Origin of the sequence: Flavobacterium sp. W1B (assembly GCF_047344965.1) — a bacterium.
In the GTDB taxonomy this organism is placed as follows: domain Bacteria; phylum Bacteroidota; class Bacteroidia; order Flavobacteriales; family Flavobacteriaceae; genus Flavobacterium.
Map to the genome: position 1 here is coordinate 1,243,223 of NZ_CP178845.1, position 25,666 is coordinate 1,268,888.

Genomic DNA, 25,666 nt, shown 5'->3' on the forward strand with positions numbered 1-25,666 from the left:
GGGATATGAGAATACAGAATTTATTTTACAGCCTTCTTATAAGCGTGTTTTTTTTTCAAGCCTGTAGCCAAAAATCTCGCATTGTCGCTGCCGACAAGCTGTACGATCGCTATGCTTATGTAGATGCAATAGCCACCTATGAGCGTCTGGCTGACAAGTGCTATAAAGACGAGAAGATGTTTCAAAAATTAGGGAATTCCTATTATTTTATTGCTGATTTGACTCGGGCAGCTAAATGGTATTCGGAACTTTTTGCTATGAATCAGGAGCAAGAGCCAGAATATTATTATCGGTATTCACAAGCACTCAAATCGATTGGGGATTATGTCAAAGCCGATAAAATGCTGGAACAATTCAATAAAAAATCAGGGAATGACCAAAGAGCAAAACTCTTTATAGAAAATAAAAATTATCTAAAGGAAATTAAAGCCAATTCGGGGCGTTATACTATTGCTGATGCAGGAATCAATTCGGAGTATTCAGATTATGGAAGTTCTTTTTTTGACAATAAGTTAGTATTTACTTCTTCTCGTGATACAGGTGGAGTTTCCAAAAAAATAGCTCGATGGAACAATCAAACCTTTACTAATTTGTACAGTTCCGAAATCAATGCAAGTGGTGAACTGTCTGCGCCAGTTTTATTTGGTAAAAGGCTAAATTCTAAATTTCATGAAGCTACGCCTGTGTTTACAAAAGATGGCACAGCCATGTATTTTACCCGTAATAATTTCTTAGATGGCAAAAAAGGGAAAAATGATAATAAGATAAATCTTTTGAAGATATATAAGGCCACAAGAAATAGCAAAGGAAAATGGGTGAATGTAACCGCCTTGCCTTTTAATAGTGATCAATTTAGCACTGCGCATCCAGCTTTGAGTTCGGATAATAAAACCCTTTATTTCGCTTCGGATAGACCTGGTACTTATGGTCAGTCGGATTTGTTTAAGGTTGCTATAAACAAAGATGGAACTTATGGTAAGCCCGTAAACTTGGGACCTAAAGTCAATACCGAAGGCAGGGAAACCTTCCCATTTGTATCCGATGATAATGAGCTGTATTTTGCTACCGATGGACGTCCCGGCTTAGGAGGATTGGATCTGTTTGTAAGCCAAATGACAAAAGAAGGCGGCTTTGACGAAGTTCAAAATTTGGGCGCGCCTGTAAACGGCCCTTCGGATGATTTTGCCTTTTTGATAGACAGTAAAACGCGTCATGGTTTTTTTACGTCAAACAGAGCGGGAGGTAAAGGTTTTGACGATATCTATAAGTTTACTGAAATCAAAAAAATTAAATGTGAGCAGTCTTTGTCCGGTCTTATAACCGATCAGGAAACAGCTTTGGTTTTGGCTAATGCTGTTGTAAGTCTATTTGATGAAAATTTTGTTCTTTTAAAGGAGACTAAGACAGATAAAAAAGGGCACTATGATTTTGGTGTATTTTGCGGAAAAACATATTATGTAAGGGCAGCGCAACATAACTATGAGACTAAGGAAATGCTTGTTTCTGTGGCCAAGACAAGTGGGAAAACAATATTTTCGTTGGCCTTGATAAAAACGCTTTGTAAAGTTGTCGTTGGGGATGACTTAGGGAAGTGTTTTGGCATAAAAATGATTTATTTCGATTTCGATAAATCAGTTGTGCGCAAAGAAGCAGCGTTTGAGTTAGAGAAAATATTGGATGTGATGAAACAATACCCAAAAATGAAAATCGAAGTTCGTTCGCATACGGATAGCCGTCAAACGGCCCAATACAATTTGGCTTTATCAGATAGAAGAGCTAAATCTACCGTGGCTTGGTTGATCAAAAACGGTATTTCGGCTGATAGACTTAGCGGTAAGGGTTATGGTGAGAGTCAATTGCTAAATAAATGCAGCGATGGTGTCAAGTGTTCTGAACAAGAACATCAAGCCAATAGGCGTAGCGAGTTTATTATTGTTTCAATGCATTAAAGAAACACATTACTATAACAAAAAACGAGCCTTTCCTTATTTGGAGAGGCTCTTTTTTGTAATTTAAAAAAAATCTATTATTCCTGAATATACGTTTTATTCCCATTTGAATTAATATAATATTTCCCTCCTCTTGGACCGGTATATACTTTTTTACCGTTATACTCGCCCGTGATTTTATCCGCTACTTTTGGAGCTTTTTCATTACTGGAAACCTCTTTCACTTTCTTAGTGGTTTTGTTTTTTTCGTTTTTAATTTTGGAGTCTATTTTATTAACATCTGCATTTGCTTTTCCTGTCGCCGATTTCATTGCTCCTTTTGTAGTAGCCTCCTTAGCTGTGGCCTCCTTTTTGGCTGCTATAGTTACTTTTCTTTTTTCATTCGTAGCTTCTTTTTTTGCGGTTTCAGCGGCTTCTTTTTTAGAAGCTATTGTAGCCTTTCTTTTTTCGTTTGCAGCCTGTTTTTTGGCTTCTTTTTCAGCTTCTTTTTTTGCGGTTTCAGCAGCCTCTTTTTTGGCAGCTATAGTTGCTTTTCTTTTTTCATTTGCCGCCTGTTTTTTGGCTTCTTTCTCAGCTGCAGCTTTTTCAGTTTTTGCTTTGGTTGTTTTCTTTTTTGTGGCAGTTTCTTGAGCATAAAAGTTGCTGGAAAAAGCGAAGAGCATAAATAATATTAATAATTTTTTCATAGTGGTTTGATTTTAAGGTTTCTATGTTAAAAATAGTAAATTATTAAATAGCTTCTTATAATTTCCTGAACATTCTATAAAAGAATAAATTAGAATTGCTTGTTTTGTCTTAAAAACAGTTTTTTATGAAGGGCTTGAAGGAATTCGTTTTTAGAATTGCGATGCTTACTTATTATTCAATTCGATTTGTAAGTTGGAACGCCTTTATATTCGGATGAGGCAACTTGAAGTTTTGTTTTCAATAAGTTGGCCTGATAGAGGAGTGTTTTATTTATTTACAGCAAAAAAAAATCCCTGGAAAGTGAAATCCAGGGAAATTATGTGGTTTTAAATAAATGAGATTATTGGAAAAGCTTTTTAATTTCCGCTGGTCACAATCTGCATGGTTTCGGTGCTTATTTGTTTTAAAAGTACCGTTTTGCCGTTTTCAACTGTTTGCGCAGCCTCTTCATTAAAATGTCTGATAGTGTAAAGTGTCACATTTTCAGTAAAATCAACCTTGAAGTTTTTTGATAAAATGCTGTTCAACTGACTAAAGTTGTCAAATTTGTCTTCCACACATACCGAGAAACTAATGGCAGAGTTCTGAATTAAATTTACCTTAATTTTGAATTGGTGAAATAGTGAAAAGATACTACTGATGTTTTCTTCCATGATGAAAGAAAAATCTATCGATGAAAGAGAAATCAGTAATTGATTTTTTTTAACGATAAAACAAGGTAAATACGGCTCTAGAGCAGCGCCTTTTGATACCTCTGTTCCTTCTAATAATGGATTGATAAAAGATTTTACATACAAAGGAATTTCTTTTTTCTGTAAAGGCTGTAATGTTTTTGGGTGAATTACGGTTGCGCCGTAAAAAGCTAATTCAATGGCTTCTCTATAGGAAATGTGATTCAGCAAACGTGCATTTTCAAAATATCGTGGATCGGCATTCATAACTCCGGGTACATCTTTCCAGATTGTCACACTATCTGCATTTAGGCAATAGGCAAAAATAGCGGCTGTATAATCAGAACCTTCACGACCTAAAGTGGTGGTAAAATTATTATCGTCTGAACCTAGGAACCCTTGTGTAATATTTAAGTTTTTTCTTTTTACATTTTTAGAAATGTTCTTTTGGGTTGCTTCCCAATCGACTTCGGCATCTCTGTAATTCGAATTTGTTTTTATGAAACTACGTACATCAATCCATTGCGTTTTGATACCCATGTAATTCATGAAGTGACTAAGTATTGTTGTCGAAATCAATTCTCCGTAACTCACAATTTGATCGTAAACGAAATTGTAATTTGGAGATTTGTTATGTGCTAAAAAATATTCTAATTCAGAGAACAAAGTGCTCACTGCTAAAAAAACTCCATTTTTATCATCTTCAAATAAATCCAATAGGATCTGATTGTGGTATTTTTTTACTTCTTGCACTGATGATTGTAATGCAGCCGATTTATCGAAATAGTCTTTTATAACTGTTTCAAGAGCATTTGTGGTTTTTCCCATGGCCGAAACCACCAAAAGCACATCTTCATAACCTACTTTTTGTAAAAGCTCATAAACGTTTTTAACCCCATCTGCATCTTTGACGGAAGCGCCACCAAATTTGAATACTCTCATATTATTAGAAATATAATTTAATTTTGTTTATTTTAATTTGTTCTCTATGAATTCATTAATACCTGCTTCATCCATTTGGACAACCGACCAGTCTTTTAGGTATTTGGCACCGGTTTTTTCGTAAAACTCTATTGCAGGAGTATTCCAGTCCAGGACATGCCAGTCTATTCTTCGAACCTGATCTTTTTTTGCCTGTTTTATAATTTCAGAATATAAGGCGTAGCCTACGCCACTTCCTCTCATTTCTTGCTTTACAACTAAATCCTCAAGATGGAGTATTTTTCCTTTCCAAGTTGAGTAACGGTAGTAATACAAGGCTATTCCAACAATCTGTTTCCCCTGTTCATTTCTATAATTATCGGGATTCTGCACCGAATCAACTTCGGCTACAAAAACATAGAAAAGAGGTGTAGATCCAAAACCATCGCGGATTAAATCTTCAGCAGTTATTAAAACGGCATCTGGCTCTTTTTCAAAATCAGCTAGTTCTTGAATCAGTCCCAAAACGGCGTTCATGTCCTCAGGATTTCCTCTTCGAATGTTCATAAGTGCTATTTTTTGGGATTAAAAGATGGTTTTTTTATAGTCTACCACGCTGTTTTAACAGCAAATATACAATACTGGCAAACTAAGTAAATATTATTGAATCCATTTTCACAAAAAAAACGATATTTGTGACTTCAAATTAACTACAACGATTTCGTAATGAAAGAACGCAATAAGACCTTAGGGGAATTTATTATTGAAAACCAGAATGCTTTTCAATATTCATCGGGTGAATTATCCAGAATTATCAATTCCATCCGATTGGCGGCCAAGGTGGTCAATTATAAAGTAAATAAAGCAGGATTGGTTGACATAGTCGGAGCAGCCGGAGAGCAAAATATTCAGGGAGAAGACCAACAAAAACTGGATGTTTATGCAAATGAAGTTTTTATCCAGACTTTAATAAATAGAGAGATTGTATGCGGGATTGCTTCCGAAGAGAATGATGATTTTATTACCGTAGAAGGCAGTGATCAAAGTCATAACAATAAGTATGTGGTTTTGATGGATCCGCTCGACGGTTCTTCGAATATTGATGTTAATGTTTCCGTAGGGACTATTTTTTCGGTTTATAGAAGAATTACACCAATAGGGACGCCGGTAACATTAGAAGATTTTTTGCAACCGGGAATTAATCAAGTTGCGGCAGGATATGTTATTTATGGCACTTCGACGATGATTGTTTATACCACAGGTCATGGAGTAAACGGATTTACATTAAATCCAGCTATTGGGACATTTTATTTATCGCATCCTAATATGCAATTTTCTAAGGATGGGAATATTTATTCGATAAATGAAGGGAATTATATTCATTTTCCGCAAGGGGTGAAAAACTACATTAAGTATTGTCAAACGGAAGAAGGTGACAGACCTTATACATCTCGTTATATAGGAAGTCTGGTTTCGGATATTCACAGAAATATGATAAAAGGCGGAATTTATATTTATCCAACAAGTTCTAAGGCGCCAAAGGGAAAATTGCGTTTATTGTATGAATGCAATCCGATGGCTTTTATAGCTGAACAAGCCGGAGGTAAAGCTTCAGATGGTTTTGGAAGAATAATGGAAATAGAACCGAGTGAACTGCATGAAAGAGTTCCGTTTTTCTGCGGTAGCTATAATATGGTAGAAAAGGCGGAGGAATTTATGAACGAAGCGAGATTAAGCAAATACTAAAAATACATAAAAAAAGCTTCCGTTTTGTTGAGCGCACTTAAAAGCTCATTCGATGAATTAAAGATTTAAAAAAGGAGTAGAAATCATCGTTTTTCTACTCCTTTTTCGTTTATAACTATAACCGGAATTACTTTTTTTAAAGACAAATCGAAGATTCAGCAAGCACCACTTAAAATAAAGTTAACTGAGCTTAAAAAGTAAAAATTTAATAAAATAGCAACAGCATACAAAGGTAAAACTCAGAGAACAGAATGTTGACAAGCTCCCAATAGTTATTATTAACAATCTTTACCTCGCCCTACTATTTTTATCTCTAAAATCACGGAGCAGATTTCTGCGTTGGCCGGCGGGAGTGACCCCCGAGTCGAGGAGGAACGACGAGCGGCTGGGGTCGCGATAGGGGAAATTTGTTCGACGATTTTGAGATAAAAATAGTCAGGCAGTGATTTTTTTGTTTCTTTTTTGATCAAGCAAAAAAGAAAAGTCACAGGACGGGTCAAGGACAGATCAAAGGCATGGATAAAGCATGGATAGTGTATGAAAACAACTAAGTATTTGCGAAGCAGTTCAAAAAGAAAAAGCGATTAAGAAAAAAATACTTTTAACTTAATCGCTTTTTTATGAATTATTGAAAAAGAGTAGCTTTTTCAGAGCCCTCAATTTTTAAGAGCTTTTTACTATCTATTCATGTTTTGCATCTCAAAGACGAAAGTGTCTAAATCTACTTTTTTATCTACTAGAGAAAGTGCTTTAGCGATAATGTGCTTAACGTTTCCTGGTGTGAAACCTAAAGCCAAACCAATTCTGTTCAAAAGAGTTTCTTGTTTGTCTCCTAATTGATGATCAATATGAACCATTCTGGCTAAGTCGAACAAACGCTCTAAACGTTGTGTATATAAATACGGAGGATTGATTGGATATTTTAGTGGGTTTTCTAAAATTTCTTCATACTCTTCGGGAGTAATTTCTAGTTTAGTAGCCAATTTGTTCAAAAAGGCTTGTTCTTCTGGGGCACAAACTCCATCCGCTAGAGCTACGCGGACAATTGCAGAAAAATGACCTTTATTTCTTTGTTTAAATTCGCTATCAAATAAATCTGAAAATGACATAATTAATTGTTTTTTGTCTTACAAAGATAATTCAATTTTTAAATTATAAAATTCAAAACCCTTTTAATTTCCTATTAATTTTCTTTTTTTCAAAGTAAAATTTAATTTCCGGATTTGGAGATTCAAATCCAAGATTTTCAAAATAAATCGTAAGTTTACATCCCCGATAATAAAAATTAATTAAATCAACCTATGTCGCAATTTTGGATTTACTTTCAAATAGGATTACAACACGTTTTGGATATAAAAGCCTATGATCATGTTTTGTTTTTAATAGCTCTTGCAATTCCTTTTTCTTTTAAAGACTGGAAACGAATCGTTCTATTAGTAACACTTTTTACAGTGGGGCATACGATGGCTTTGTTGCTTTCGGTTATGGGAATCATTACCATTAAAGTAAATGTGGTTGAGCTGTTAATTCCTATTACGATATTAATAACGGCATTTTTTAATCTTTTTACAGCCGGTAAATCAAATAAAAAGGAAAGTATCAATTTGATTTTCTTTGTAACGCTCTTCTTTGGTATAATACATGGTCTTGGGTTTTCAAATTATTTCAAATCGATCCTTGGCGGAAGCACGGCTTCTAAATTATTGCCATTATCAGAATTTGCTTTAGGAATTGAAGCGGCTCAAATTATTGTCGTTTTTATAGTTCTGATTTTGTCGTATATTGTTCAAACGGTTTTCAGATTCTCAAAAAGGGATTGGACTTTAGTTATGTCGGCATTTGTGATTGGGGTGGTTTTGCCAATGATTATTGAGAACGAAATCTGGACAAGATAATAAATGGAAAAGAAAAAATTAAATAAATACGATAAGGCCTATCTCCGAATAGCAACCGAATGGGGACTTTTGTCCTATTGCAACCGTAAAAAAGTAGGTGCAATCATTGTTAGAGATCGAATGATTATTTCGGATGGTTATAATGGAACTCCAACAGGATTTGAAAACTGCTGTGAAGATGATCTAGGCTTGACCCGTTGGGATGTTTTACATGCTGAGGCTAATGCGATCCTTAAAGTAGCTAGGTCGACTCAGTCCTGCGAAGGAGCCACTTTGTATATTACTTTGTCTCCTTGTAAGGAATGTAGTAAATTAATACATCAATCCGGAATAAAAAGAGTAGTGTACCATAACGGCTATCGTGATGATTCCGGAATCCAGTTTTTAATCAAAGCTGGTATAGAAGTCGAACATATTCCAATATTAGAAGAATAAATGAAAACCAATCCTAAATACTTCCCAGTCCTAATTTTTGCTACTCTGGCATTTGGAGTGGTTCTTGGTGGGTGGTTAGGTTCTTCTGGTGAAAATCAATTTTTGGCAAAAAACAATTCCAAAGCCAAACTCAATAAGCTGATTGACTTTATTGATAACGAATATGTAGATGACGTAAATACAGATTCTATTGTAGATAAAACCGTTGATAATATTTTGGGTCAATTAGATCCGCATTCCGTTTATGTGCCGCCAAGCGAACAGCTGCAGATTGCTGAGAACATGAAGGGGGACTTTGTGGGTATTGGGGTGAATTTTTATATGTATAATGATTCTGTGGCGGTTATAAAACCGGTCGAAGGCGGTCCTTCTGCAAAAGCCGGAATAAAAGCGGGTGATAGGATTCTTTATGCTGGTAAAACAAAATTATTTGGGCGTAAGTTGCCAAGCGATAGTTTGTTTTCTAAATTAAAAGGTGCGCAAGGTTCCGTGGTGGAACTTACGGTTTTTAGAAAATCGGAGCGAAAAAAAATCAAATTAAAGATTACTCGAGATATTGTTCCTTTAAAAAGTGTTGATGCGGTTTTGCTTTTAAATGAAAGTACAGGCTATATTAAAATCAATCGATTTGCCGAAACAACTTTTGCGGAATTTAAAAGTGGATTGGCTAAATTGAAAAAAGAAGGTGCGAAATCATTGGTTATTGACCTTCGGGATAATGGCGGAGGATATATGGAAGAAGCGATAGCAATCGCCGATGAATTGCTGAAGGATAAGCAATTAATAGTCTTTACCAAAAATAAAAAAGGCAAAATACAAAAAACTTTTGCCACTAAAAAAGGAGATTTTGAAACCGGAAAAGTTTTTGTTTTAATCAATGAAAATAGCGCTTCGGCAAGTGAAATTCTAGCAGGTGCTGTTCAGGATAATGACAGAGGGATTGTTGTTGGTCGCCGTTCTTTTGGCAAGGGCTTGGTGCAGCGCGAAATGGATTTTGAAGACGGATCAGCAGTACGGTTAACGGTTGCTAGATATTATACGCCAACGGGACGTTCCATACAAAAAACCTATTCTAAAGGAAACGAAGCTTATCTTAAAGAGTCGGAATCTCGATTTTTAAATGGGGAATTGCTTAGTAAAGATAGTATAAAAGTGGCGGACAGTTTGAAATTCAAAACGCCAAAAGGGAAAATTGTTTATGGAGGCGGAGGTATTGTTCCGGATTTATTTGTTGCTGTTGAAGCAGAACATGGCGATATAAATGTCTCTTATTTGATGCAATCGGGAATTGTTGGCAGATTTGTGTTTGAGCAATTGGATAGCAACAGAAATGTTTTTAAAGGCTTGACTTTCGAAAAGTTTATTGCCAAAATGAATTCAGATGATTTGTATTTCAACTCCTTCCAAAAATACCTTTCTAATACTGGGTTGAATATAAGATTAAAAAACAGCAAAGGTTTAGTGAAACGCTATCTTGAGGCCGAATTTGCCCGACAATTGTTTGGAGAAAGTTATTATTATAAGATTGTTTTAAAAGAAGATGCGATGATAAAAGCAGTCTTGAAATAAAGAAACAATCACAGTTTAAGAAAGCAATCGGATTTAAGTTAGAACGATAGTTTACCTAATACTATCGTGTGCATGGGTTTGAATACCGTTATTCCATAAAGTAAGGATGTCAGTTGCTACGGCAGCTCCACTTCCTGCAGCAATAGCCAGTTGACTTCTCCAGCCGGCAAGTGTTCCCGCTACATAAATTCCTTCGGTAACTTTATGATCTGTATTTCGCAACTGAATGCGTTGTTTTTCGGGTAGTGATTTTTTGTGAGCTTCTATGTACTGCATCAATCCTTCGATTGCAAATGTGTTTGCGGCACCAATAGCAACTACAATTATTTTGGTTTTATAGTTGTTCTTGTTAGTCGTGATGGTAAATTCAGGAAATTGACCTTCGATTTTGATGACTTTTTCGCCAGGAATTTGAGCTATGTGCGGATAAGTATCGGATAGATGTTTTGTACTTTCAAGGAGTAAATCCGAGCCTAATTTGCCAGGAGGAATTCCGTAAGCATTATTAAAAACAGCTTCTTGGAGTGAAGATGTCTTCTGGTGGGTAAAAACCCCTATTTTTTTATTGTTGGCAAAGGCTTTGTTTTTTGCGGAGCCTAAGACGAGTGCGCAAGACATTCCCGAAACGCCACCGCCAATAATTAGGACGTCAAACATGATTACAGCTTGTCTTTCATTTTTTCTTCTATTTTTTTAGACATTCTAAAAATTAAAAGAATTAATACTGCGCAGAATGATGCTGCAATTCCAATAAAAGCGACAATGCTGTCTCCTTGGAACGGGTTTTGGAAATCAAGTAATGTAATATTGAATACAATAAGAGCTAATGCTAGAAATACTAAAATGTTAGTAAATATTTTCATGAGTTGATTTTTTATCTCTGTTTTAAACCCAAAATGGTTTTGACTATTTTGAGATTAAAGGATAGTTCTTAAGAGTAAGACTATTTTTACAGCGATCATTAGAGGGTAAATTTATAAAAAAAAATATTAGAGAAACAAACCTTTAACATTCGCAGCGAATAATTTAACAGCAATTGCTAGAAGTACCACTCCAAAAGTCTTCCGGATAACTCCAAGGCCGTTCTTTCCTAGCATTCTTTCGATCTTAGAAGAAGATTTTAAAACAATATAAACCAAAATAATATTTAGTAAAATGGCTATAATAATGTTTGCAGTATGGAATTGAGATCGCAATGAAAGCAAGGTTGTCATGGTTCCTGCTCCTGCAATCAGAGGAAAGGCGAGAGGTACTATTGAGGCCGAGCTGGCTTCTTCGTCGCGGTAAATGCGGATGCCTAAAATCATTTCGAGAGCTAAAAAGAATAAAACAAAAGAACCCGCTACAGCAAATGAATTGACATCAATGCCTATTAAGTTTAACAGTTCTTCACCTATGAAAAGGAAAGTAATCATAATAAAACCGGAGGCCAAAGAGGCTTTTTCGGATTCAATATGACCAAATTTAGTTCTTAAATCGATGATGATCGGAACAGAACCGATGATGTCAATTACGGCAAAGAGAACCATTCCTACGGTTATAATTTCTTTTATGTCTAATCCTAACATGGCTTTTTTTGATAGCAAAGTTAAACTTTTTGACTTATTATTTATTAATGTAAAATATAAGTGAGTTATTTTAGGTTTTTTGGCTAAGGTTGTGAAAATAGTTTTGTTTCTGGGTCTTTTATAGCTGTGTTTACTAGAGGTTAATTTACTGCTAAATCTGAGTCTAAAGGTTAAAATTGGGTTTTATCCGGTAAATTATTGGATACTTTAATTACCTTTGCAGTTAATTATTTAAGGACTACAGAATAATGTTTCAATTAGGAAAAACCATCGTTTCAGAAGATATATTAGAAAAAGATTTTGTGTGTAATTTATCAGCCTGCAAAGGGGCTTGTTGCGTTGACGGTGATGCCGGAGCGCCATTAAGTCTTGATGAAACCAAAATCTTGGAAGAGATCTATCCTAAAGTGAAGCCTTTTCTTCGCAAACAAGGAATTGAGGCAATCGAGGCTCAAGGAACTTGGATAAAAGGAGTAGATGGGGATTTTGAAACACCACTAATTGACAATAAAGATTGTGCTTATGTAATTTTTGACGGCAAAACCGCTCTTTGCGGTATCGAGCAAGCCTACAATCAAGGAATAATCGATTGGAAAAAACCTGTTTCCTGTCATTTGTATCCTATCCGAGTGAAAGATTTTTCCGAATTTGCAGCAGTAAATTACGACAAATGGGATATATGCGATGCTGCCTGTTCTTTAGGTCAGGAGCTTGAAGTTCCTGTATATAAATTTGTCAAAGAAGCACTAGTTCGAAAGTTTGGAGAAGACTGGTATGCAGAGCTTGAGCAAGTGGCTCAAGAGTTAAAAAAATAAAAATAGAAATATAGTTTCTCTTTGTTTTTTAGGTTTTTTTAATCCTATATTTTACGGTACTTTAGACGTTATTGGTTATTTTAAATAACTAATAATCAATACTTTGTAAAAAAACATGAAAATTTTTATATTTCGGTTGTTTGTTAAAAACTAGGACAGATTGTGAATAAGTTTGGCTTTTAATTGCCGCAATATTTTACAATCTTTGTAATCCACAGAAAGCACAAAAAATCATTAAAATTTCAAAAAATAAATAATTTATAATGGCGCAAGTTGAACCAATTTTACAAGAAAACAAAAATCGTTTCGTGATTTTCCCAATCAAACATAATGATATTTGGGAGTTTTATAAATCAATGGAGGCTAGTTTCTGGACTGCTGAGGAAATTGATTTGTCTCAAGATTTAAATGACTGGAATAATAAACTAAACGAGGACGAAAGATATTTTATCAAGCATATCCTCGCTTTTTTTGCAGCTTCGGATGGAATTGTGAATGAGAATTTAGCGGAAAACTTTGTGAATGAAGTGCAATATGCAGAAGCTAAATTTTTCTATGGTTTCCAAATCATGATGGAAAACATTCATAGTGAAACGTATTCTCTTTTGATTGATACGTATGTGAAAGATGAAGCGGAGAAAGATGATTTATTCAATGCTTTAGAAGTTTTTCCAGCAATTAAGAAAAAAGCGGACTGGGCTTTGAAATGGATCGAATCAGATTCGTTTGCGGAGCGTTTGATTGCTTTTGCAGCTGTGGAAGGCATTTTCTTTTCGGGAGCATTTTGTTCTATTTATTGGTTGAAAAAACGCGGTTTGATGCCGGGATTAACATTTTCTAACGAATTGATTTCTCGTGACGAAGGTGTTCACTGTGATTTTGCGGTGCATTTGCACAATCACCACTTGGTAAATAAGGTACCAAAAGAGAGAATCAGAAGTATTATTGTGGATGCTTTGAATATAGAAAGAGAATTTATCACAGAGTCACTTCCGGTGAGTTTGATTGGGATGAATGCTACTTTGATGACGCAATATTTAGAATTTGTAGCCGATAGATTATTAGTAGAATTGGGTTGCGACAGAGAATACAATACTACAAATCCATTTGATTTCATGGATATGATTTCGCTTCAAGGGAAAACAAATTTCTTTGAAAAGAAAGTAGCCGAATATCAAAAATCAGGAGTTATGAATACCGATTCTGACGCTCAAAAAATATCTTTTGACGCTGATTTTTAAAAATTAAATTTTTATTGAGCCAATAGCTGGGCGCGAGTGTAGCGAACTGACGAAGTAAATGTTTTAAAAAAAGAGTAAACGATTCAATAAATGATATTGTTTCGTTGCTCGCAATGATTAACAAATAACGAAAAACAGGGAAGGGATTTTCTGTTTTAAACACACACTAAAATTATGTACGTAGTAAAAAGAGACGGTCGCAAAGAACCGGTAATGTTCGACAAAATCACAGATAGAATTAAAAAACTATGCTATGGCTTGAATGATTTGGTAGATGCCGTGAAAGTGGCGATGCGAGTAATTGAAGGGCTTTATGATGGAGTTTCTACGTCAGAATTAGATAATTTAGCAGCCGAAACCGCGGCTTCAATGACCATTGCGCATCCGGATTATGCACAATTGGCGGCGAGAATTGCGATTTCGAATTTGCATTCCAATACAAAAAAATCATTTTCGGAAACGATGAACGATATGTTTCATTACGTAAACCCGAGAAATGGACAAGACGCTCCTTTGTTGTCAGAGGAAGTACATAAAGTGATTATGGAAAATGCTGAATTCTTGGATTCGCATGTCATATATAATAGAGATTTCAACTACGATTATTTTGGTTTCAAAACATTGGAACGTTCGTATTTGCTTAAAATAAACGGTAAAATTGTAGAACGTCCGCAACATATGTTGATGCGTGTTTCGGTTGGAATCCACTTGGATGATTTAGAATCGGTGATTGAAACTTACGAATTAATGTCGAAAAAATTCTTCACTCACGCCACTCCAACATTGTTTAATGCAGGAACTCCAAAACCTCAAATGTCTTCTTGTTTCCTTTTGGCGATGCAGGACGACAGTATTGATGGGATTTACGACACCTTGAAACAAACGGCCAAAATCTCGCAATCAGCGGGAGGAATCGGACTTTCAATTCACAACGTTCGTGCTACAGGAAGTTATATTCGTGGTACCAACGGAACTTCAAACGGGATTGTTCCTATGTTGAGAGTTTTTAACGATACGGCAAGATATGTTGATCAAGGTGGTGGAAAGCGTAAAGGAAGTTTTGCAATTTACATCGAAACTTGGCATGCTGATATTTTTGACTTTTTGGATCTAAAAAAGAATACCGGAAAAGAAGAAATGCGTGCTAGAGATTTATTCTTTGCGATGTGGACTTCTGATTTATTCATGAAACGCGTGCAGGAAGATAGTTATTGGACTTTGATGTGTCCTAATGAATGTCCGGGCTTGTATGATGTTTATGGCGAAGAATTTGAAGCTTTGTACGTAAGTTACGAGAAACAAGGAAAAGGTAGGAAAACCATCAAAGCGCATGAATTGTGGGAGAAAATTCTGGAATCGCAAATCGAGACCGGAACACCTTACATGTTGTATAAAGATGCTGTTAATAGAAAATCAAACCAGAAAAATTTGGGTACAATTCGTTCTTCGAATTTGTGTACGGAGATCATGGAATTCACTTCGAAAGATGAGATTGCGGTTTGTAATCTGGCTTCTCTTTCGTTGCCAATGTTTGTGGAGAACAATGAATTCAACCACGAATTGTTGTTTGCCGTTACAAAACGCGTAACTAGAAACTTGAACAGAGTTATTGATAGAAACTATTATCCGGTAAAAGAAGGAGAAAATTCTAATAAACGCCACAGGCCAATTGGTCTTGGGGTACAAGGATTGGCTGATGCTTTCATTATGTTACGTTTGCCTTTTACTAGCGATGGTGCTAAAAAACTGAACCAGGAAATTTTTGAAACCCTTTATTTTGCTGCTGTAACCGCTTCGATGGAAATGGCAAAAGAAGAAGGTCCATATTCTACTTTTGAAGGATCGCCGATGTCTCAAGGAGAATTTCAACACAATATGTGGGGAATGAAAGATGAGGAATTGTCAGGTCGTTGGGATTGGGCTTCGTTGAGAAAAGAAGTTATGGAGCATGGAGTTCGTAACTCATTATTGGTTGCGCCAATGCCGACTGCTTCTACTTCTCAGATTTTAGGAAACAACGAGGCATTCGAGCCTTATACTTCTAACATTTACACACGTCGCGTATTGTCTGGAGAATTTATTGTGGTAAACAAGCATTTATTGCATGATTTGGTAGAGCGTGGTTTGTGGAACGAAACCTTGAAACAAGAATTAATGCGAAATAACGGTTCTGTTCAGGATCTAAACATTCCGCAAGATTTGAAAGAATTGTACAAAACGGTTTGGGAAATGTCTATGAAAGACATTATCGATATGTCGCGCCAACGTGGTTATTTTGTAGATCAATCACAATCGTTGAACCTGTTTATGCAGAACGCTAATTATTCTAAATTGACCTCAATGCATTTTTACGCTTGGCAATCTGGATTGAAAACAGGAATGTATTATTTGAGAACAAAAGCTGCGGTGGATGCAATTAAATTTACATTGAACAATGATAAAAAAGCAGAGCCAATTGAGGTGTTGTCTAAGCCAACTCCGGTTGCTGTAGCTGCTCCAGTAGAGTTGAGCGCAGATGAATACAGAGCAATGATAGAATTGGCCAAAAATGCCGATCCAGATGATTGTGAAATGTGTGGGTCTTAAGGATTTTAGATTAACGATTTTTGACTTTTGATTGAAATAGAATAAATATAATGCTTTTGTCATTTCGACGAAAGAGAAATCACAAGCAGTTATTGTAATGATAACTGCTTTTTTTTGGCTGTTTATTTCGTCAGTTCACTGTGCTCCTTTCCTGCTTTCTGTTTCAATCTTTTTATCTCGATTCTGATGGAAATAAAAAATATTTTCACTTTTGTCTGGGTTAAAATGTCAAGAGTTTATAGTTTTAATTTGTTAATAATTGACTATATTTGAGATAGTTATTGGTGTTAAAGGTTTTTTTTGATAACCTAAAAAATTAAAAATGGAAAGTAAAGAATTTACCGTTACAGATGATTTATTAGCTTCCAAAAGCCAGCGTTTCCTCAATCTTATTATCGATTTGTTGATTATTTATGTCATCCAAATTACTATTGGAACAACCATCAATATCATTGGAGATTTGACCCAAAGTTATGCTGCGTCAAATTGGTTGAAATCGTTGTCACTAATTGAAAATTTCTTTTTTGGACTTTTAATCCTGTTTTTTTATTACGGACTAACCGAAATGTATTTCTCCAGAACCTTTGCCAAATATTTCACTAAAACAATAGTTGTAAAGCACAATGGTTCAAGACCCAATATGAAAAGCATTGTCATAAGAACTTTATCTCGGTTGATTCCTTTTGAGGCTTTTTCCTTTTTATTGGGCAATTCAAGAGGATGGCATGATACCTTATCGGTTACGTATGTGGTCAAAAAGCATGAGTTTCTTGAAAAGATGAAATTATTGTAATTCTTTTTTTGAACTTTAAATATAAAAGCTGTCATTTTTGGCAGCTTTTTTTAATTCAACGGGGTTCTTTTTCTTTATATTCGCTCATTAAAAATTCAGAAAAATACAGATGGCAAAAATGAACTGGGAACAACTTTTATCTTTAAAAAGACAAGGTGACAAAGGCAAAAGATTACGTGTAGAGCAAGACGATACCCGTTTGGGGTTTGAAGTTGATTATGATCGTATTATTTTCTCGTCGGCTTTTAGAAGTTTGCAAGATAAAACTCAGGTTATTCCGTTATCAAAAACCGATTTTGTTCATACCCGATTGACACATAGTTTAGAGGTTTCAGTTGTGGGACGTTCTTTGGGAAGATTAGTCGGCAAAAAAATTATTGAAAAATACCCGTACTTGAAAGAAGTTCACGGCTATCATATGAACGATTTTGGCGCTATCGTTGCTGCTGCTTCTTTGGCGCATGATATCGGGAATCCACCTTTTGGACATTCAGGGGAAAAGGCAATTGGAGAGTATTTTTCGATCGGAAATGGTAAACAATATAAAGATCAGATGTCTGAAAAAGAATGGCAGGATTTGATCGATTTTGAAGGAAATGCCAATGGTTTTTCGGTTTTGACGGCAAGTCGTCCCGGAATAGAAGGCGGACTCCGAATTTCGTATGCCACCTTGGGTGCTTTTATGAAATATCCAAAAGAAAGCCTGCCAAAAAAACCAACTAAGAATATTGCCGATAAAAAGTATGGTTTTTTCCAAACCGATAAATCTTTTTTTCAGGAAGTGGCTTCGGATATGGGGTTGATCCCAAATAAATCGGGAAATGATGTTGGATTTGAAAGACATCCTCTGGCATATTTAGTTGAAGCTGCCGATGATATTTGTTATACAATTATCGATTTTGAGGATGGAATCAATTTGGGATTGGTTTCCGAGGATTTTGCATTAGAGTATCTGATAAAATTGGTAAAAGACAGTATTGATACTTCAAAATATAAGACATTAGAGACGAAAGAGGACAGAATAAGTTATTTGCGCGCTTTGGCGATTGGAAGTTTGATCAATGATGCCGTAAAAGTTTTCATTGATAATGAAGAAGCTATTTTAAACGGGAATTTTCCTTATGCTTTGACTGATAAGAGTAAGTATAAAGTTCAAATGGATGATATTATAAAGATCAGTGTAAATAATATTTATCAAAGCCGTGAGGTCATCGAAAAAGAAATTGTGGGCTATCAAATCATACAAACACTGTTGGATAAATTCATAACGGCTTATAATAATAAATTTAATGGCAATGCTTCCAATTATGATTCGTTAATTTTGAAATTATTACCTGAGAAACATCATTTGGAAAAGGAAAATGTATATGAACGATTACTTCATATTTGTCATTTTATTTCTTTGCTTACAGATGGAAATGCATTAGAATTATACGAAACAATTAATGGACGAAAGAAAGATTAATTGCTAAAATACATACTCTAAGCCTATGCCTAAAATTTGTTTTAATTGCAGTTTTGGGCCTAGGGTTTGTTGAACTCCATTAATTTCTTCTTTAGTTTTAATGTCGTCATCATAAACAAAATGTGCTCCAATATTTGCTCTTACATATTGGTTTACAACGAGATTAAGTTGTGTGTTGCAATCTATATCGACATTCCCAAAATTATTGATGTAATCAGAATACAAGCTCAGTCGGTTTTCTATGATTATATTTTTAACGATTTCTTTTTTCAAATAGCTTGTTATCAAAAAGCCAAGTTCGGTTTTTGATCTTTTACCTTCATAGATCAAATTACCTTCAAGATCATAAGCAGCTTTGGTAACACCAAAAGCTCCTTGATTAGCTAAGGTTTGGTCTAAAACTAAAGTGTTTTTCATCGTTACAGGAGAAATGTAAAGATTCTCATCTTTTTTCTTATTGGAATATTCAGCTCCGGCTCCTAGAAAAGTGTAGGCTGGAGCAAAAAGTCTTGAAATAGCAATTTCTCTATTCGGATATTTGTAACCGTTTGTAAACTGGGTGTTGAAAGTAAACTTTGCCGAATGGTACCAGTTCGAAGTACTATCTCTTCGATAGCCTATAGTAGAGTTGTAACGAAGGGCATCATCTGTTTTTCTAAGTTCAAGGCCATCTTGTTTGTTAACACCATAGCGAACAACCAATTCTTCTACCCATTTTAAATTATTATTGGAATAAGTCAGAACAAAGGTTCCTTTTAATAATCCTGAGATCGAGCTTTCTCCTCCCGAGCTCCAGTTCATAAATGCGATTTCGCTAAAATCGAAACCAACCGTATTTTTACCTTTCCAATTTGAACCCGCACTTAGGGGTTTAGGGCTTACAATATCTTGTGCGAAACTGTTTGTGGAAAAAATTAAAAAAAGTAATAATAAGGCGTTGCGTGCTGACTTTATCATGAATATCAATATTTTTTAGATTGGCAATATAATTATTTTATGTAATTTTTGAAAATTTGTACAAGACTGTTAACGTCTAGCTTGCAATATTGTTGTAACTCTTCTACGGTTCCATGTTCGATAAATTCATCGGGAATTCCCAATGTCTTTATTTCGTGGGAATATTTATGGTGTGATGCAAATTCGAGAACACCATTTCCAAAGCCTCCAATAATTGTGCCATCCTCTATTGTAAGTATTGTTTTAAATTTTTTGAAAATAGAATGCAGTTGTTTTTCATCTAAGGGCTTGACAAATGCAAAGTCGTAATGCGCAATCTTTTCTTGATTTTGTATTTGGGCTATAGCCAAAGAAACATTGTTTCCGATGGGACCATTGGATAAAACGGCTATTTCTGTTCCGTTTTTTAAACAATTGGCTTGACCAATTTCAATTTTGTTATAGTTACCAAAATTTTGGGATTTCCAATCCGTGATTTGTCCTCGACCGCGTGGATAGCGAATGGCAATAGGGTTTTTTAATTCCAGTTGCGCTGTGTATAGGATATTTTGCAGTTCAATTTCATTCAAAGGAGAGTAGATGATCATATTTGGGATACAACGCAAATAAGCCAAGTCAAAAATGCCGTGGTGTGTAGCTCCATCTTCGCCTACTAAGCCAGCTCTGTCCAAACAGAAAATTACCGGTAAATTTTGTAAAGCCACATCGTGAATAACTTGGTCGTAGGCTCTTTGTAAAAAAGTGGAGTAAATATTGCAAAAAACCACCATTCCTTGAGTTGCCATTCCGGCGGAAAGAGTTACAGCATGCTGTTCGGCAATTCCCACGTCAAAAGCGCGATTCGGTAAGGCTTCCATCATGAATTTTAAAGAACTTCCTGAAGGCATTGCAGGGGTGATTCCAATAATTTTTTCGTTTTTTAGAGCTAAATCTAAAAGAGTTAATCCAAAAACATCCTGATATTTAGGAGGGAGATTCTCCTCGATTTTTTTAAGTATTTCACCCGTATTGGCATCGAATTTTCCCGGAGCATGGTATTTTACCTGATCTTCTTCAGCTTGTTTTAAGCCTTTTCCTTTAGTGGTTATAACGTGAAGGAATTTTGGGCCTTTTATTTTTTGCAATCGTTTTAATTCTTTGATTACTGCAAAAATATCGTGTCCGTCGATGGGGCCTGAATAATCAAAATTTAAGGATTTGATCATGTTATTTTGCCTCGGATTTTTTCCGTTCTTGACAGAGGTCAGGTATTTTTTTAAAGCTCCAACACTTGGGTCAATTCCGATAGCGTTGTCGTTCAGAATTACTAATAAATTAGCATCGGTAACTCCGGCATGATTTAATCCTTCAAAAGCCATTCCTGAGGCTATGGAGGCGTCACCAATCACCGCAATGTGCTGTTTGTTGTGAACGCCTTTTAAATTAGAAGCAATTGCCATTCCTAAGGCTGCCGAAATGGAAGTCGAGGAGTGGCCTACGCCAAAAGCATCATAAATGCTTTCAGTTCTTTTTGGAAAACCGGAAATACCATGTAATTGGCGGTTGGTATGAAAAAGCTCTCTTCTTCCGGTCAGTATTTTGTGTCCATAAGCTTGATGGCCCACGTCCCAAACCAATAAATCATTTGGCGTATTAAATACATAATGCAATGCAATGGTCAATTCGATTACGCCCAAACTAGCGCCCAAATGTCCTTCTTTTACCGAAACAATATCAATGATAAAATTGCGTAATTCTTGAGCTAGCTGAGGAAGTTGTTCTTCGTCGAGTCGGCGCAAATCCTCGGGATTGTTTATGTTTAAAAGTAAATTTTTTGGCATAAAGCAAATGTACGAATTGAATTCTTATTTTTGTATCAATAATAATTCAATCAAGGTATGTGCTTTTAAAAATTAAAAAAATGATTTTAAAAGTGTTTACTCTCTTTAATTTTTCCGCTGAAGTGGGATAGTAAATTTATGGAAAACATTTTCACCGACGAATATTTCATGAAAAAGGCTTTACAAGAAGCTGAATTGGCTTTTGAACAAGGTGAAATTCCTGTGGGAGCTGTAATCGTAGTTGCCGACAAAGTTATTGCGAGAAGTCATAATTTAACCGAATTACTGAATGATGTCACAGCACATGCCGAAATGCAAGCCATAACCGCCGCCGCTAATTTTTTGGGTGGGAAATATTTAAAAGATTGTACGCTTTATGTCACGCTAGAGCCTTGTCAGATGTGTGCAGGCGCTTTGTATTGGAGCCAGATTTCTAAAATTGTTTTTGGAGCTGGCGATGAACAGCGTGGTTTTATGACCATGGGAACAAAATTACATCCTAAAACCAAAGTAGTTCAAGGCGTTTTGGCAAATGAAGCTTCGGAGTTAATGAAGCGGTTTTTTGCTCAGAAGAGAAAATAAGAATAATTCCTTCAAAAAAGCCACAAAAAAACCGCCAATCTTTCGAAAGGCGGTTTTGTTTTATTCTTTTATAACATTCCCTTTTTTATCGTAGAAATGATATTCTAAATACGTGTAAGCGTCACGAGGTATAATTTTCACCCATTTTTTATGTTCAAAAAACCATTTTGAACGTAATGATGGAAAACCTTTGGTAAGGTATGCGGCCACAAAAGGATGTACGTTAAGCACAACATCTTGGTGGGTTTTTAAAACTCTGTCTAAATCGGAAGCAATTTTATCAATGATTAAAATAGGCGCTTCAATTTCGCCATTCTCATTGTTAGGATCTTCTTCTCTAGTTTTAATGTTTCTTTCCGGTCTTACTCTTTGTCTGGTAATCTGGACTAATCCAAATTTACTAGGAGGTAAGATTTTATGTTTCGCTTTATCGTCGCTCATTTCTTCCCTCAGGAAGTCGAACAGAACTTTACGATTTTCGGGATTAGACATATCAATAAAATCAACTACAATAATTCCGCCCATATCACGAAGACGCAATTGTCTGGCGATTTCGGCAGCGGCGATCATGTTGACTTCCATAGCGGTGTCTTCCTGATTGGTGGCTTTATTAGAACGGTTTCCGCTGTTTACGTCTATGACGTGCAATGCTTCAGTATGTTCGATAATAAGATAAGCCCCTTTACTCATGGAAACAGTTTTTCCGAATGAAGTCTTGATTTGTCTCTCTATGTTGTATTTCTCGAAAATAGGCGTGTCGTTTGATTGATAAAACTTAACAATGGATTGTTTGGATGGTGCAATTTCTTGCAGATAATCCTTTGTTTGGTTGTACAACTCTTCATCATCAATTTGAATACTGGTGAAAGTATCGTTGAAAACGTCTCTTAATATCGAAGAAGCTCTGTTGAGTTCTCCTAATATCTTTGACGGGTGATGAGCAGTCGGTAATTTTTTACACATTGCAGTCCATCTGCCAAGCAGGTTCTGCAAATCTTTTTCTAATTCGGCTGTATTTTTGCCTTCGGCTACTGTGCGAACAATAACGCCAAATCCTTTTGGTTTGATGGATTGTACTAATCGTTTTAAACGATCCTTTTCTTTTTTGTCTTCTATTTTTTGTGAAATAGAAACGCGATCCGAAAAAGGAACTAGAACAATAAAACGTCCGGCAAGAGAAAGCTCAGCGCTAATTCTTGGTCCTTTGGTTGATATTGGTTCTTTGACGACTTGTACTAAAATAGATTGATTGGCGTTGATCACATCTGTAATGGTGCCATCTTTGTCTATTTCTTTTTCAAACTGAAAGTTTTTTAGGGAGAAATCTTTTATTTTACCTGCGCTTACAAGTTTTATGAATTTCAGTTGGGAAGCGAGATTTGGACCTAAATCATGATAATGCAAAAAGGCGTCTTTTTCGAAGCCTACATTCACAAAAGCAGCGTTTAGTCCGGCAACGGGTTTTCGTATTTTGGCGATAAAAATATCACCAACCTGAAAGTTGCTTTTCTCTTCTTCTTTGTGTAATTCAATTAGTTTTCCATCTTTTAATAAGGCAAAATCTACGAAATCAGAACTAGATCTAATGATTAATTCTTTATTCACGTTGTAAATTTTTATCCGAACTTTTTAGTTTTCAGTTTTCAGTTTATGGTTTTCAGTTTTACAACTCATAACTCATAACTTATAACTCGTAACTGAATTGTAAGGATGGATTAAACAATAATTTTAACAGGTATTGAACCCGGGAGGAATTGTAGTTTGCAGATGCAAGAGTTTAGATCGCAGATTTAGACTGCTATCTGAAAACTGAATTCTGCGTACTGTTTTTCCAAATTTCAATGAACGGTTAAAAAAGAAAAAGTAGTTTAAAACTACTTTTTCTTCTTGTGACGGTTAGCTCTCGCTCTTTTTTTACGTTTGTGCGTTGCTACCTTATGTCTCTTTCTTTTTTTACCACTTGGCATATCTTGTCGATTTTATGATTAGTTAATATTATTATTTTGCTTCGTTATTTATTTTTACTCCTTCTACAAAAACTTTCGCAGGTTTGAAAGCAGGGATGTTGTGTGCAGGAATTTTTATTGTAGTATTTTTAGAGATATTTCTACCTGTTTTTTCTGCTCTAGTTTTTACTATAAAACTACCAAAACCTCTTAAATAAACGTTATCTCCAGTCTCTAATGAATTTTTTACTTCATTCATAAAGGTTTCAACTGTTGCTTGAACATCACCTTTTTCAAGGCCTAATTTTTCTGAAATTTTCGCTACGATATCTGCTTTCGTCATTTTCTTTCCTTATTTATTATTTAATAATAATTTTTTTGAGTTTGCAAATATAAGAATTTAAAAAACAAATATTCAAGCTAATTCATTAAATTTTAATCACATAAACTTTTACTTTTGTCAACAAATATTTAATAATGATTTTTTCTAACTCACTAATTCAATGGTATTTACAAAACAAGCGTGATTTGCCTTGGAGAAATACTACAAATCCGTATGCTATTTGGCTCTCTGAAATCATGCTTCAACAGACGCGTGTTGCGCAAGGAACACCTTATTTTTTGTCTTTTATTGAGGCTTTTCCAACCGTTTTTGATTTGGCCAAAGCCGATGAAGAAGAAGTGTTAAAGCTTTGGCAAGGCTTGGGCTATTATTCCCGAGCAAGGAATTTGCATAAAACAGCACAATATGTGGCTTTTGAATTAAATGGCATTTTTCCGGCTACTTATAATGATTTGCTAAAGTTGAAAGGAGTTGGTGAATATACTGCAGCAGCAATTGCTTCTTTTTCTTATAAGGAGGTAGTTCCGGTTGTAGATGGAAATGTGTTTCGGGTTTTGTCTCGTTATTTTGATGTGGAAACCGATATTGCCTTGGCTTCGACCAAAAAAGAATTTGCGGCTCTGGCTTTCGAGTTAATGCCAAAAGACAATCCTGATATTTTCAATCAGGCAATAATGGAGTTTGGTGCTTTGCAATGTGTTCCTAAAAGTCCAGATTGCTCGATTTGTGTTTTTAACCAAAGTTGTGCCGCTTTGCAGAAAAAGAAAGTAGATCAATTGCCGGTAAAGTCAAAGAAGGTGAAAGTGAGGAATCGATACTTTAATTATTTAGTAGTTTCGGATGATGATGAAAACACTTTAATCCAAAAACGAACTTCTAAGGGGATTTGGCAAAATCTATATGAGTTTCCTTTGATTGAAACGGAAAAAGAAGAGGGTTTTGATTCTATCGCGAGTCAGGTGCAAAAGAATCATTTTGCTTCTAATACTATTATAGGTATGATGGAGGATAATGAAAAAAGCATTGTACATAAATTATCGCATCAGCATTTGCATATTAAATTTTGGAAGATAAAGGTAAAGGGCAGGGTTGAAAATGGAATTGATAAAGAAAATCTAAAAACTTTCCCGTTCCCGATTGTGATTTATAATTTTATTGAAAAGGAATAAAATTAAATTCCAAAAAAATGTACCTTTGGTAGAAATAGAATAACAAAAGCATGAATGGAACATTAAATAAGGTGATGCTAATAGGTCATCTGGGCGATGAAGTGAAAATGCATTATTTTGATGGGGGCAATTGTATTGGCCGTTTTCAATTGGCAACAAATGAAATCTACATCAATAAAACCACAAACGAAAAGATTACTTCTACAGAGTGGCATAATTTAGTGGTGCGTAATAAAGCGGCCGAAATTTGTGAAAAATATTTATCAAAAGGAGATAAAATATATGTAGAAGGGCGTATTAAATCCCGTCAATGGCAAACTGAGGAGGGAGTTGTGAAGTATACTTCTGAAATTCAGGTGACTGAGTTTACCTTTTTGTCGACTAAGAAGGGGAATGAAAACGCGAAGCAAATTCCTGATCAGGATTCCGTAAAAAATACTAACTTTGACCCACAAAATAACGGCTTGCCAATCAATGATTTGCCGTTTTGATTTGTTTAACTAATCCT

24 protein-coding genes are annotated in these 25,666 nt (G+C 35.4%); 13 read left to right on the forward strand and 11 right to left on the reverse strand.

What is annotated here, in order from left to right; all coding sequences use genetic code 11:
• Positions 1–5 precede the first annotated feature (5 nt).
• A complete protein-coding gene (locus ACMDB5_RS05425; RefSeq protein WP_413999997.1) occupies positions 6–1,949 on the forward strand; it encodes an OmpA family protein in 1,944 nt (647 codons plus the stop codon).
• A 77-nt stretch (positions 1,950–2,026) separates the two neighbouring features.
• Here ACMDB5_RS05425 and ACMDB5_RS05430 read toward each other — a convergent pair whose 3' ends face one another.
• The 3 genes from ACMDB5_RS05430 to ACMDB5_RS05440 form a co-directional block, all read right to left on the reverse strand.
• Complete coding sequence (locus tag ACMDB5_RS05430; RefSeq protein ID WP_413999998.1) at positions 2,027–2,635, reverse strand: hypothetical protein; 609 nt, start codon at positions 2,633–2,635, stop codon at positions 2,027–2,029.
• A 357-nt stretch (positions 2,636–2,992) separates the two neighbouring features.
• Positions 2,993–4,249 (reverse strand): aspartate kinase, encoded by a 1,257-nt coding sequence (locus ACMDB5_RS05435; protein WP_413999999.1) that lies wholly within the window; start codon positions 4,247–4,249, stop codon positions 2,993–2,995.
• Positions 4,250–4,276: 27 nt separating this feature from the next.
• The gene (locus ACMDB5_RS05440; protein WP_414000000.1) at positions 4,277–4,795 is read right to left on the reverse strand and encodes an N-acetyltransferase family protein; all 519 of its coding nucleotides are present in this window, start codon (positions 4,793–4,795) and stop codon (positions 4,277–4,279) included.
• Positions 4,796–4,954: 159 nt separating this feature from the next.
• On the opposite strand from ACMDB5_RS05440, the gene fbp reads away from it, so the two are divergent.
• A complete protein-coding gene (fbp, locus tag ACMDB5_RS05445; protein ID WP_414000001.1) occupies positions 4,955–5,974 on the forward strand; it encodes a class 1 fructose-bisphosphatase in 1,020 nt (339 codons plus the stop codon).
• Between the two features lie 677 nt (positions 5,975–6,651).
• Here the strand turns inward: fbp and ACMDB5_RS05450 are convergent.
• A complete protein-coding gene (locus ACMDB5_RS05450) occupies positions 6,652–7,083 on the reverse strand; it encodes a TerB family tellurite resistance protein (RefSeq protein ID WP_414000002.1) in 432 nt (143 codons plus the stop codon).
• 192 nt (positions 7,084–7,275) lie between these two features.
• On the opposite strand from ACMDB5_RS05450, the gene ACMDB5_RS05455 reads away from it, so the two are divergent.
• Genes ACMDB5_RS05455 through ACMDB5_RS05465 form a run of 3 tightly spaced genes read left to right on the forward strand, consistent with a single transcriptional unit; the run spans position 7,276 to position 9,873 of the window.
• On the forward strand, positions 7,276–7,869 hold the full coding sequence (locus ACMDB5_RS05455) for a HupE/UreJ family protein (RefSeq protein WP_414000003.1): 594 nt from the start codon (positions 7,276–7,278) through the stop codon (positions 7,867–7,869).
• A gap of 3 nt (positions 7,870–7,872) precedes the next feature.
• Positions 7,873–8,304 (forward strand): deoxycytidylate deaminase, encoded by a 432-nt coding sequence (locus ACMDB5_RS05460; protein ID WP_414000004.1) that lies wholly within the window; start codon positions 7,873–7,875, stop codon positions 8,302–8,304.
• On the forward strand, positions 8,305–9,873 hold the full coding sequence (locus ACMDB5_RS05465; RefSeq protein ID WP_414000005.1) for a S41 family peptidase: 1,569 nt from the start codon (positions 8,305–8,307) through the stop codon (positions 9,871–9,873).
• A 51-nt stretch (positions 9,874–9,924) separates the two neighbouring features.
• On the opposite strand, the gene ACMDB5_RS05470 is transcribed toward ACMDB5_RS05465, so the two are convergent.
• From ACMDB5_RS05470 to ACMDB5_RS05480, 3 genes are all read right to left on the reverse strand, one after another.
• Entirely contained in the window at positions 9,925–10,530 is a 606-nt protein-coding gene (locus ACMDB5_RS05470) for an FAD-dependent oxidoreductase (protein ID WP_414000006.1), read from the reverse strand.
• Positions 10,531–10,532: 2 nt separating this feature from the next.
• Positions 10,533–10,736: a hypothetical protein gene (locus ACMDB5_RS05475; RefSeq protein ID WP_414000007.1), complete on the reverse strand. Its 204-nt coding sequence runs from the start codon at positions 10,734–10,736 to the stop codon at positions 10,533–10,535.
• 126 nt (positions 10,737–10,862) lie between these two features.
• A complete protein-coding gene (locus tag ACMDB5_RS05480; RefSeq protein ID WP_414000008.1) occupies positions 10,863–11,441 on the reverse strand; it encodes a MarC family protein in 579 nt (192 codons plus the stop codon).
• A 248-nt stretch (positions 11,442–11,689) separates the two neighbouring features.
• Here ACMDB5_RS05480 and ACMDB5_RS05485 point away from each other — a divergent pair, with 248 nt between their 5' ends.
• From ACMDB5_RS05485 to ACMDB5_RS05505, 5 genes are all read left to right on the forward strand, one after another.
• Positions 11,690–12,256 carry a DUF3109 family protein gene (locus ACMDB5_RS05485; protein WP_414000009.1) on the forward strand — a complete coding sequence of 189 codons (567 nt, stop codon included), beginning with the start codon at positions 11,690–11,692 and terminating at the stop codon, positions 12,254–12,256.
• A gap of 263 nt (positions 12,257–12,519) precedes the next feature.
• Entirely contained in the window at positions 12,520–13,497 is a 978-nt protein-coding gene (locus tag ACMDB5_RS05490; RefSeq protein ID WP_414000010.1) for a ribonucleotide-diphosphate reductase subunit beta, read from the forward strand.
• 174 nt (positions 13,498–13,671) lie between these two features.
• Positions 13,672–16,083, forward strand: coding sequence for a ribonucleoside-diphosphate reductase subunit alpha (locus tag ACMDB5_RS05495; protein ID WP_414000011.1), 2,412 nt, complete (start codon positions 13,672–13,674; stop codon positions 16,081–16,083).
• A gap of 322 nt (positions 16,084–16,405) precedes the next feature.
• Positions 16,406–16,876, forward strand: coding sequence for an RDD family protein (locus ACMDB5_RS05500; RefSeq protein WP_414000012.1), 471 nt, complete (start codon positions 16,406–16,408; stop codon positions 16,874–16,876).
• A 118-nt stretch (positions 16,877–16,994) separates the two neighbouring features.
• Positions 16,995–18,341, forward strand: coding sequence for a deoxyguanosinetriphosphate triphosphohydrolase (locus ACMDB5_RS05505; RefSeq protein WP_414000362.1), 1,347 nt, complete (start codon positions 16,995–16,997; stop codon positions 18,339–18,341).
• A 3-nt stretch (positions 18,342–18,344) separates the two neighbouring features.
• Here ACMDB5_RS05505 and ACMDB5_RS05510 read toward each other — a convergent pair whose 3' ends face one another.
• On the reverse strand, positions 18,345–19,295 hold the full coding sequence (locus ACMDB5_RS05510) for a DUF3078 domain-containing protein (protein WP_414000363.1): 951 nt from the start codon (positions 19,293–19,295) through the stop codon (positions 18,345–18,347).
• A gap of 35 nt (positions 19,296–19,330) precedes the next feature.
• A complete protein-coding gene (locus tag ACMDB5_RS05515; RefSeq protein WP_414000013.1) occupies positions 19,331–21,118 on the reverse strand; it encodes a 1-deoxy-D-xylulose-5-phosphate synthase in 1,788 nt (595 codons plus the stop codon).
• A 138-nt stretch (positions 21,119–21,256) separates the two neighbouring features.
• Between ACMDB5_RS05515 and ACMDB5_RS05520 the strand changes: the two genes are divergently transcribed.
• Positions 21,257–21,700: a nucleoside deaminase gene (locus tag ACMDB5_RS05520; protein ID WP_414000014.1), complete on the forward strand. Its 444-nt coding sequence runs from the start codon at positions 21,257–21,259 to the stop codon at positions 21,698–21,700.
• 60 nt (positions 21,701–21,760) lie between these two features.
• Here ACMDB5_RS05520 and ACMDB5_RS05525 read toward each other — a convergent pair whose 3' ends face one another.
• Together ACMDB5_RS05525 and ACMDB5_RS05530 are read right to left on the reverse strand one after the other, a co-directional pair.
• Positions 21,761–23,305, reverse strand: coding sequence for an Rne/Rng family ribonuclease (locus ACMDB5_RS05525; protein ID WP_414000015.1), 1,545 nt, complete (start codon positions 23,303–23,305; stop codon positions 21,761–21,763).
• A 393-nt stretch (positions 23,306–23,698) separates the two neighbouring features.
• A complete protein-coding gene (locus ACMDB5_RS05530) occupies positions 23,699–23,989 on the reverse strand; it encodes an HU family DNA-binding protein (protein ID WP_016989051.1) in 291 nt (96 codons plus the stop codon).
• Positions 23,990–24,123: 134 nt separating this feature from the next.
• Between ACMDB5_RS05530 and mutY the strand changes: the two genes are divergently transcribed.
• Complete coding sequence (gene mutY, locus ACMDB5_RS05535) at positions 24,124–25,158, forward strand: A/G-specific adenine glycosylase (protein WP_414000016.1); 1,035 nt, start codon at positions 24,124–24,126, stop codon at positions 25,156–25,158.
• Positions 25,159–25,208: 50 nt separating this feature from the next.
• Complete coding sequence (locus ACMDB5_RS05540) at positions 25,209–25,649, forward strand: single-stranded DNA-binding protein (RefSeq protein ID WP_414000017.1); 441 nt, start codon at positions 25,209–25,211, stop codon at positions 25,647–25,649.
• Positions 25,650–25,666: the final 17 nt, after the last annotated feature.

Excerpts from the sequence above, each read along its gene's own strand:
- ACMDB5_RS05505 (WP_414000362.1), top strand. The coding sequence starts at position 16,995 with ATGAACTGGGAACAACTTTTATCTTTAAAAAGACAAGGTGACAAAGGC.
- ACMDB5_RS05460 (WP_414000004.1), top strand. The coding sequence starts at position 7,873 with ATGGAAAAGAAAAAATTAAATAAATACGATAAGGCCTATCTCCGAATA.
- ACMDB5_RS05450 (WP_414000002.1), bottom strand. The coding sequence starts at position 7,083 with ATGTCATTTTCAGATTTATTTGATAGCGAATTTAAACAAAGAAATAAA.
- ACMDB5_RS05440 (WP_414000000.1), bottom strand. The coding sequence starts at position 4,795 with ATGAACATTCGAAGAGGAAATCCTGAGGACATGAACGCCGTTTTGGGA.
- fbp (WP_414000001.1), top strand. The coding sequence starts at position 4,955 with ATGAAAGAACGCAATAAGACCTTAGGGGAATTTATTATTGAAAACCAG.
- ACMDB5_RS05425 (WP_413999997.1), top strand. The coding sequence starts at position 6 with ATGAGAATACAGAATTTATTTTACAGCCTTCTTATAAGCGTGTTTTTT.
- ACMDB5_RS05530 (WP_016989051.1), bottom strand. The coding sequence starts at position 23,989 with ATGACGAAAGCAGATATCGTAGCGAAAATTTCAGAAAAATTAGGCCTT.
- mutY (WP_414000016.1), top strand. The coding sequence starts at position 24,124 with ATGATTTTTTCTAACTCACTAATTCAATGGTATTTACAAAACAAGCGT.
- ACMDB5_RS05470 (WP_414000006.1), bottom strand. The coding sequence starts at position 10,530 with ATGTTTGACGTCCTAATTATTGGCGGTGGCGTTTCGGGAATGTCTTGC.
- ACMDB5_RS05495 (WP_414000011.1), top strand. The coding sequence starts at position 13,672 with ATGTACGTAGTAAAAAGAGACGGTCGCAAAGAACCGGTAATGTTCGAC.
- ACMDB5_RS05455 (WP_414000003.1), top strand. The coding sequence starts at position 7,276 with ATGTCGCAATTTTGGATTTACTTTCAAATAGGATTACAACACGTTTTG.
- ACMDB5_RS05430 (WP_413999998.1), bottom strand. The coding sequence starts at position 2,635 with ATGAAAAAATTATTAATATTATTTATGCTCTTCGCTTTTTCCAGCAAC.
- ACMDB5_RS05500 (WP_414000012.1), top strand. The coding sequence starts at position 16,406 with ATGGAAAGTAAAGAATTTACCGTTACAGATGATTTATTAGCTTCCAAA.
- ACMDB5_RS05485 (WP_414000009.1), top strand. The coding sequence starts at position 11,690 with ATGTTTCAATTAGGAAAAACCATCGTTTCAGAAGATATATTAGAAAAA.
- ACMDB5_RS05475 (WP_414000007.1), bottom strand. The coding sequence starts at position 10,736 with ATGAAAATATTTACTAACATTTTAGTATTTCTAGCATTAGCTCTTATT.
- ACMDB5_RS05490 (WP_414000010.1), top strand. The coding sequence starts at position 12,520 with ATGGCGCAAGTTGAACCAATTTTACAAGAAAACAAAAATCGTTTCGTG.
- ACMDB5_RS05465 (WP_414000005.1), top strand. The coding sequence starts at position 8,305 with ATGAAAACCAATCCTAAATACTTCCCAGTCCTAATTTTTGCTACTCTG.
- ACMDB5_RS05435 (WP_413999999.1), bottom strand. The coding sequence starts at position 4,249 with ATGAGAGTATTCAAATTTGGTGGCGCTTCCGTCAAAGATGCAGATGGG.
- ACMDB5_RS05515 (WP_414000013.1), bottom strand. The coding sequence starts at position 21,118 with ATGCCAAAAAATTTACTTTTAAACATAAACAATCCCGAGGATTTGCGC.
- ACMDB5_RS05480 (WP_414000008.1), bottom strand. The coding sequence starts at position 11,441 with ATGTTAGGATTAGACATAAAAGAAATTATAACCGTAGGAATGGTTCTC.
- ACMDB5_RS05540 (WP_414000017.1), top strand. The coding sequence starts at position 25,209 with ATGAATGGAACATTAAATAAGGTGATGCTAATAGGTCATCTGGGCGAT.
- ACMDB5_RS05520 (WP_414000014.1), top strand. The coding sequence starts at position 21,257 with ATGGAAAACATTTTCACCGACGAATATTTCATGAAAAAGGCTTTACAA.